Origin of the sequence: Promicromonospora sp. NPDC060271, assembly GCF_042726755.1 — a bacterium.
Lineage (GTDB): Bacteria > Actinomycetota > Actinomycetes > Actinomycetales > Cellulomonadaceae > Promicromonospora.
This window is the reverse complement of sequence record NZ_JBHXBG010000245.1, coordinates 1-6,218: the sequence shown is the minus strand read 5'-3', so window position 1 is coordinate 6,218 and position 6,218 is coordinate 1. Positions and strand designations below refer to the sequence as shown.

Here is a 6,218-nt window from a genome sequence, read left to right as displayed (position 1 = left end):
CGCTCAGGTCACTCGGGTGACCTGAGCGTCTGACACGTGTGCTTAGGGTGCTTTCATGGACCTGATCTTTCGCGAGGCCAAGCGCGACGACCTCGAACGCATTGTGGAGCTCATCGCCGACGACGCCGTGGCCGCCCGCCGCACCGGCAGCTACGGCGAGCCGCACATCAGAGGCTTCGAGGCGATCACCGCAAGCCCGGACAACGAGCTGGTCGTGGCGGAGTCCGACGGCGAGGTGATCGGGGTCATGCAGCTCACGTTCATCCCGGGGATCTCACGCAACGGCGCGTCCCGCCTCCTGGTGGAGGCCGTTCGCGTGGACGGCGCGCTGCGCGGCCAGGGCATCGGCCGGCGGCTGATGGAGCACGCGCACGAACGCGGCCGTGCCCGGGGCTGCGCGCTGGCCCAGCTCACCTCGGACAAGCAGCGTCCCGAGGCGCACCGGTTCTACCGGAGCCTCGGCTACGAGCAGTCCCACGAGGGCTTCAAGCTCCCGCTCTGATCGCGGGCGGCGAAGGTCCGCCTCCACCACACGGTTGCGCATGCTTTCGGGCCGCGAAGCAGGCGCAAGGGTGTGGTGGAGGCGGACCTTTCTGCTGACCCGGTGAGTGGTCGGTCGATCAGTAGCCGGAGAGTCTTGCTGCAAACTTCTGCAAGCGTTACAGTCGCGTTCGGCTCACACTGGGTTCCGGACGACGAAGGGGTCATCCATGTCTCGCACCGCGCGCCCGCGCCTCACACCGCTCGGCGCAGCCGCCGTCGCGACAGCCCTCGCGGCATCGGTCGGGCTCGCCGCCTCGGCATCGGCGGTTACCGGCACGGTCGTGCCCGCCGCGACCGCCGCGGCGGAGGCCGCCGACCGAACGGCCGCCCTCGTGGGCAGCCTCCAGGACGAGCTCGGTTGCGCCGCCGACTGGGATCCCGCGTGCGCCGAGACCGAGCTCGTCGCGCAGGGCGACGGCACGTTCGTCGCCGAGTTCGAGCTCTCGGCGGGCACCTACGAGTACAAGGTCGCGCTGAACGACACCTGGGACGAGTCTTACGGTCGCGACGGCGGCCAGGACAACATCCCGCTCCATCTCGAAGGGCCCGCCACGCTCCGCGTCACCTACGACGACGCCACCCACCGCACCGCCCTGACTCCGCTCACCCTCGCGGGCGGGTACACGGAGCAGGACGGCGTCCTGGTGCGCGAGCCCGTCCGCCAGCCGGGCAGCGACGAGCGCTTTTACTTCGTGATGACCGACCGGTTCGCCAACGGCGACCCGGCAAACGACGAGGGCGGCCTGAGCGGCGACCGGCTCGCCACGGGCTTCGACCCCGAGGACAAGGGCTTCTACCAGGGCGGCGACCTCGCGGGCCTGCGCGAGAACCTCGACTACATCGAGGGCCTCGGCACGACGGCGATCTGGCTCACCCCGAGCTTCCTCAACCGGCCGGTGCAGGGCACGGGCGACGACGTGAGCGCCGGGTACCACGGCTACTGGATCACCGACTTCACGCGCATCGACCCGCACCTGGGCACCAACGCCGAGCTCGAGGCCCTGATCGACGACGCCCACGCGCGCGGCCTCAAGGTCTACTTCGACATCATCACCAACCACACGGCCGACGTCGTCGACTACGCCGAGGGCACCTACGACTACGTGGACCAGGCGACCGCCCCGTACACGGACGCCGCCGGCAACCCGTTCGACCCGGCCGACCACGCGGGCACGGGCAGCTTCCCCGAGCTCGACGCCGCCACCAGCTTCCCGTACACGCCGGTGATCGACCCCGCCGACCAGGACGTCAAGGTCCCGGCCTGGCTCAACGACCCGACGCTCTACCACAACCGGGGCAACTCGACGTGGGAGGGCGAGTCCGTCACGTACGGCGACTTCAGCGGCCTCGACGACCTCATGACCGAGCACCCCGACGTGGTGGACGGCTTCGAGGAGATCTACAAGGCGTGGATCGACCTCGGCATCGACGGCTTCCGTATCGACACCGTCAAGCACGTGAACTTCGAGTTCTGGGAGGAGTGGTCGGCCGAGATCGAGGAGTACGCCCACGCCCAGGGCAAGGACGAGTTCTTCACGTTCGGCGAGGTGTACGACGCCGACGCCGCCAAGACCTCCCCGTACGTGCGCCGCACGGACATGAGCTCCGTGCTGGACTTCTCGTTCCAGTCCGCCGCGACGAGCTACGCGAGCGGCAACAGCGCGCAGCGGCTCGCGGACCTGTACGCGTCCGACGACCTGTACACCACGCCCCACAGCAGCGGAGCCGCGCTGCCGACGTTCCTCGGCAACCACGACATGGGCCGCGTGGGCTACATGCTCGCGAGCTCCGACGATCCGCTGGCCCGTGACGAGCTGGCACACGAGCTGATGTACCTCACCCGCGGTCAGCCGGTCGTCTACTACGGCGACGAGCAGGGCTTCGCGGGCACCGGCGGCGACAAGGATGCCCGGCAGACCCTCTTCGCGACCCAGGTCGACGAGTACGCGAACCAGCCGCTGGTCACGGGCGAACAGGCGGGGAGCGTCGACCGGTACGGCACGGACGCACCGCTCTACGAGCACATCGCGGCGCTCGCCGACCTGCGCGAGGACCACCCCGCGCTCGCCACGGGCGCCCAGATCGAGCGGTACGCCGCCGACGGCGCCGGTGTCTACGCGTTCTCCCGCGTGCACCGTGACGAGCTGGTCGAGCACCTGGTCGCCGCCAACAACGCAGGCGGGGAGCGGACGGTCACGTTCGACTCGCTCACCCCCGGCGCGACCTTCACGCCGCTGTACGGCACCGACACCGAGGTCACCGCCGACGCCGACGGCGCGGTCACCCTGACCGTCCCGGCCCGCTCCGCGATCGCGCTGGTCGCCGACCGGACCGTGAGCGCCGACTCCGCGGGAACCGTCACCGTGGTCCCTGGCACCAGCGCCCGGCCCGGCGCCGCGCTGTCCGGCGTCGCACCGGTCGCCGCGGGCATCGACGACGCCTGGGCCGAGACGTCCTTCGCGTGGCGCGCGGTCGGCACCGACGAGTGGCACCACCTCGGCACCGCCGAGGACACGACCCCGCGTGTGTTCCACGACGTGGGCGCGGGCGGCGACGCCCTGCCTGAGGGAACCCTCGTCGAGTACCGCACGGTGACCCGGGACGCCGACGGCGACCGCGCCGCCGCCAGCTCGTACGCGTCGGTGGGTGTCGACGTGAGCGGCGTGGTGGACGACGGCACCGATCCCGAGATCGACATGGTCACCGTGCCCGGCTCGCACAACAGCGAGATGGGCTGCGCCGGCGACTGGACCCCGGACTGCGAGGCCGCGCGCCTCACGCTCGCCGACGACGGCACCTACACCGGCACGTTCGAGCTGCCCGCCGGCTCGTACGAGTTCAAGGTCGCGCTGAACGGCTCCTGGGCGGAGAACTACGGGGCCGACGGCGTGCGCGACGGCGCCAACATCCCGTACTCGACCGGGGGCGGACCCGTGACGTTCACCTGGGACCCGGAGACCAAGGTGCCGGCCGTGCGGGTCGGCACCCCCGGGACACCGGGCGAGGGACAGCAGGCCGCGCACTGGGTCCGCGAGAACCTGGTCCTCGTGCCCGCCCAGGACTTCGGAGCCGGCGACCGCTGGACGCTCGAGACCGGCGATCCGGAGGATCCGACGTCGTACACCCTGGCGCCGGCTCAGATGCCCGCGGACGTGGCGGAGGACTTCCCGCACCTGGCCGAGCACGTCGTCCTGGAGGTCGAGGGCATGGACGGTGCCGCGGCGGCGTCGGCCCTGCGCGGGGCGCTCTGGCTGACCCGGCACGACGGCGAGACGCTCACCGCGGCCACGGGCGTGCAGATCCCCGGCGTGCTCGACGACCTGTTCGCCACCGAACGCCCCCTGGGTGTGACGTGGCGCGGCGGTGACCGCGCGTCGTTCGCGCTGTGGGCCCCGACGGCCCGCGCGGTGACGCTGCAGGCCTGGCCGGCCGGGACGTCGCTCGACGCCGAACCGCGCACCTTCGAGCTGGAGCGGCAGAGTGACGGCGCCTGGACGTACGACGGCGGGCGGAGTCTCGGCCACCGGAAGAGCTGGCAGGGGGCCCGGTACCGGTACGCCGTCGAGGTGTACGTGCCGAGCACCGGCCAGGTCGAGACCAACGTCGTGACCGACCCCTACTCGGTGGGCCTCACGCTCGACTCCACCCACTCGGTGGCGGTCGACCTCGCCGCCGCGGACTGGCGACCCAAGGTCTGGCGCACGACGCCCGCACCGGTCGTCGAGAACCCGGTGGACCAGACGATCTACGAGCTGCACGTCCGCGACTTCTCGATCTCCGACGAGACGGTGCCCGAGCGCCTGCGCGGCACCTACGGCGCGTTCGGCGCGAGCCGCTCGGACGGCATGACCCACCTGCGCTCGCTGGCCGACGCCGGCCTGACCACCGTGCACCTGCTGCCCACGTTCGACATCGCCTCGATCCCCGAGGACCGCGCGGACCAGGCCACGACCGGCGACCTGTCGGGCTTCGCGCCGGACAGCACCGAGCAGCAGGCCGCCGTCGCGGAGATCCAGGGCCAGGACGGCTTCAACTGGGGCTACGACCCGTACCACTTCATGGCGCCGGAGGGCTCGTACGCCGTCGACGCCGAGGGCGGCGCGCGCGTGGCCGAGTTCCGCTCGATGGTCGGCAACCTGCACCGCGCCGGGCTGCAGGTGGTGCTCGACCAGGTGTTCAACCACACGGCGGCGTCGGGTCAGGACCCGAGGTCGGTACTGGACCGCGTGGTGCCCGGCTACTACCACCGGCAGAACCCGGTCAGCGGCGCCGTCGAGACCAGCACCTGCTGCCAGAACGTCGCCACGGAGCACGCCATGGCGCAAAAGCTCATGGTGGACTCGGTGGTCACCTGGGCCCGCGACTACCGCGTGGACGGGTTCCGGTTCGACCTCATGGGACACCACTCGCGGGAGAACATGGAGGCGGTCCGGGCGGCCCTGGACGAGCTCACCCTGCGGCGCGACGGTGTGGACGGCAAGAGCGTGTACCTGTACGGCGAGGGCTGGAACTTCGGCGAGGTCGCGGACAACGCGCGGTTCGAGCAGGCCACGCAGGGCCAGCTCGGCGGCACGGGGATCGGCACGTTCAGCGACCGCCTGCGCGACGCCGTCCACGGCGGCTCGCCGGTCGACGGCGCCTCCCTCTTCACGCAGGGCTTCGGGACCGGGCTGTTCACCGACCCGAACGGCAGGGATGCGCGGCTCGGCGACCCGGCGACCGTCAACGACGGCGGAGCCGACGAGGCCGCCGACCTGGCGCACCAGAGCGACCTCGTGAAGCTCGGGCTGGCCGGCAACCTGCGCTCCTACGAGATCATCACCTCGGACGGCGAGCGGGTCCAGGGTGACGAGCTGGACTACCGGGGCTCGCCCGCCGGGTACGCGGACTCGCCCGAGGAGGTCGTGACCTACGTGGACGCGCACGACAACGAGACACTGTTCGACCTGCTCACGCTCAAGCTGCCCGCGGACACCCCGATGGCCGACCGGGTCCGGATGAACACGGTCTCGCTCGCGACCGCAGCACTGTCCCAGTCGCCGTCGTTCTGGCACGCGGGCACCGACCTGCTGCGGTCGAAGTCGCTGGACCGCAACTCGTACGACTCCGGGGACTGGTTCAACGCCATCGACTGGTCGGGCCAGGACAACGGGTTCGGGCGCGGCCTGCCGATGGCCGCCGACAACGAGGACAAGTGGCCGCTCCAGCGCCCGCTGCTGGCCGACCCCGCGCTCAAGCCCGCCCCTGACGACATCGCGTTCGCCTCGGCGCAGGCGAGCGAGCTGCTGGAGCTGCGGCACTCGACGGACCTGTTCCGGCTGGGCTCGGCCGAGCTGATCCGGGAGAAGGTGACGTTCCCCGGTTCCGGCCCGGACGCGCTCCCGGGCGTCATCACCATGTCGATCGACGACCGCGCGGGCTCGTCCGACGTCGACCGGCGACTGGACGGGGTGCTCGTGGTGTTCAACGCGTCGCCGACGTCGGCGACGGTGGAGGTGCCCGAGCTCGCGGGCCGGGACTACGCCCTCTCGCGGGTGCAGGCGCGCGGGGCGGACGCCGTCGTACGGGAGACGAAGTGGGACGCGGCGGACGGGACCGTCACGGTTCCCGCGAGGACCGTCGCCGTCCTGACCGACGCCCGAGGCTGACCACCCGACTTGCGGGCTTGTCGGCGA

At 71.6% G+C, this 6,218-nt stretch carries 2 protein-coding genes; both read left to right on the top strand.

The window, feature by feature from the left end:
- Positions 1-55 precede the first annotated feature (55 nt).
- Positions 56-502 carry a GNAT family N-acetyltransferase gene (locus ACFWE2_RS24020; RefSeq protein WP_377226728.1) on the top strand — a complete coding sequence of 149 codons (447 nt, stop codon included), beginning with the start codon at positions 56-58 and terminating at the stop codon, positions 500-502.
- 208 nt (positions 503-710) lie between these two features.
- Positions 711-6,191 carry a pullulanase-type alpha-1,6-glucosidase gene (pulA, locus tag ACFWE2_RS24015; RefSeq protein WP_377226727.1) on the top strand — a complete coding sequence of 1,827 codons (5,481 nt, stop codon included), beginning with the start codon at positions 711-713 and terminating at the stop codon, positions 6,189-6,191.
- Positions 6,192-6,218: the final 27 nt, after the last annotated feature.